1 protein-coding gene is annotated in these 2,617 nt (G+C 37.0%); it reads right to left on the bottom strand.

All coding sequences use genetic code 11. From position 1 onward, the window contains the following. The coding region (locus WA340_RS11460) for a gliding motility-associated C-terminal domain-containing protein (protein WP_336129158.1) at positions 1-2,617 on the bottom strand (2,617 nt) is incomplete at both ends.

Below are 2,617 nucleotides of genomic sequence, written 5' to 3'. Positions count from 1 at the left end.
ACCATCACATTCAATAGTTTCATCTGAAACATCCGAACATAACGCTAAGTCTGGCGCAGTAGTATCTTCAATAGTTAACGTTGCAGAAAGCGTAGTTACATTACCACAAGCATCGGTAGCAGTATATGTAACTGGTAGCGTACCACCTAAACCACAAACAATAGAACTATCAAAGTTATTATAGTCATAATTAGAAGAGATAACAACTGAGATATCATTAGCACAAGCTTGAAGTGCAGCAATGTTATCATTATTCCAAGTATCCGCGATAGTTTGATTATTATCACCATCACATTGTAGAGTTTGGTCAGTAACGGTACAAGCCGATAGGTCAGGACCAGTCGCATCACCAAAATTAAGCGTAGCTGAAACCGTAGAACTATTATTACATTGATCAGTTACAGTATATGTAACAGTAATATTACCACAAGGACCACAAACGGTATTTAAGTTGTTGTAATCGTAATCAGAAATTACCGTAATATCTGTAGCACAACTATCAGAAGCACAAGCTTGAAGCGCAGCAATATTATCAGCGTTCCATTGGTCAGCAATAGTTTGATTATCAGAAGCAGTACAATCAACATCAGTATCAGTAATTGAACAATTAGCTAAATCAGGACCAGTCGTATCAGATAAAGTTAAAGTCGCCGAAGTAGAAGCTATGTTCCCACAGTCATCCGCTACTGTATAGTTTACAGTAATAGTACCACCAAGACCACAAGTACTAACAAAGTTGTTAAAGTCAAAGTCAGATGTTACAGTTAAATTAGAAGAACAATTATCCGTAGCACAAGAAGTTAATTCATTTATATTAGAAGTGTTCCAATCAGCTGCTATTGTTTCATTGTCATTTCCATTACATTCCAAAGAAGTATCCTTAACATCGCAAGCAGATATATCTGGACTTGTGTTGTCCGTAACAGTTATAATTTGAATTTGATCTGCTGCAGCATTACCACAATCGTCAACTAAAGACCAAGTCCTTGTTATTATATATGAACCTTCGCAGTTACCGTCTGATAATGTATCAATATATGTAGCTTCTGGATGAGAAGAACAGTTATCCGCTTCATCAATAACATCACCGGTAATTGATAAGTTGGCGCTATAATTACAATCAGAATCAACAAAAATCTCGATATCAACTGGAGCAGTAAATGTAGGAGGAGTAGTATCTTCAATAGTTAACGTTGCTGAAGTAGAGGCTATGTTTCCACAGTCATCAGCTACTGTATAGTTTACAGTAATAGTACCACCAAAACCACAAGCACTAACAAAGTTATTAAAGTCAAAGTCAGATGTTACAGTTAAATTAGAAGAACAATTATCCGTAGCACAAGAAGTTAATTCATTTATATTAGTAGTATTCCAAGTTGTAGCTATAGTTTCATTATCATTTCCATTACACTCTAAAATAGTATCCTTAACATCACATGAAGATATATCTGGACTTATATTATCAGTAACAGTTATTGTTTGTATTTGGTCATCAGCAGCATTACCACAGTCGTCAATTAAAGACCAAGTTCTTGTTATTATATATGAACCTTCACAAGAACCAGCAGTAACCACATCAGTAAATGTAGCCTCAAGCGAAGCTGAACAATTATCCGCTTCATCCGTTACATCACCTGTTTGAGTTACAGAAGCATCATAGTTACAAGACGCATCAGTAAAAATTTCAATATCAGCTGGTGCCGTAAAAGTAGGCGCTGTATTATCCGTAACAGTAATGGTTTGAGTTTGCTCGGTAGCAGTGTTTCCACAATCATCAGTTAAAGACCATGTTCTCGTAATGATATACGATCCTTCACAAGGACCATCAGTAACCACATCAGTAAATGTTGCCTCAAGCGAAGCTGAACAGTTATCCGCTTCATCCGTTACATCACCTGTTTGAGTTACAGAAGCATCATAGTTACAAGACGCATCAGTAAAAATTTCAATATCAGCTGGTGCCGTAAACGTAGGCGCCGTATTATCAGTAACAGTAATAGTTTGAGTTTGCTCAGTCGTAGTGTTTCCACAATCATCAGTTAAAGACCATGTTCTCGTAATGAAATACGACCCTTCACAAGAGCCATCAGTAACCACATCAGTAAATGTTGCCTCAAGCGAAGCTGAACAATTATCCGCTTCATCTGTAACATCACCTGTTTGAGTTACAGAAGCATCATAGTTACAAGACGCATCAGTAAATATTTCAATATCATCTGGCGCTGTAAAAGTAGGAGCAGTATTATCCGTAACAGTTATTGTTTGTATTTGATCAGCTGCAGCATTCCCACAATCATCAGTTAAAGTCCATGTTCTTGTAATGATATACGATCCTTCACAAGAATCAGGAGTAACTACATCAGTAAATGTTGCCTCAAGAGAAGTTGAACAGTTATCATCTTCGTCAGTAACATCACCAGTTTGTGCAACCGACGCATTATAGTTACAAGACGCATCAGTAAAAATTTCGATATCAGCTGGCGCTGTAAAAGTAGGAGCAGTATTATCCGTAACAGTAATAGTTTGTGTTTGTTCATTAGCAGTATTCCCACAATCATCAGTTAAGGTCCATGTTCTAGTAATGATATACGATCCTTCACAAGAATCAGGAGTAACC

Origin of the sequence: Mesoflavibacter sp. CH_XMU1422-2 (assembly GCF_037029245.1) — a bacterium.
GTDB classification, from domain to species: domain Bacteria; phylum Bacteroidota; class Bacteroidia; order Flavobacteriales; family Flavobacteriaceae; genus Mesoflavibacter; species Mesoflavibacter zeaxanthinifaciens.
Note: the sequence above shows the minus strand (reverse complement) of the source record. Positions and strands in the feature narration are given on the sequence as shown.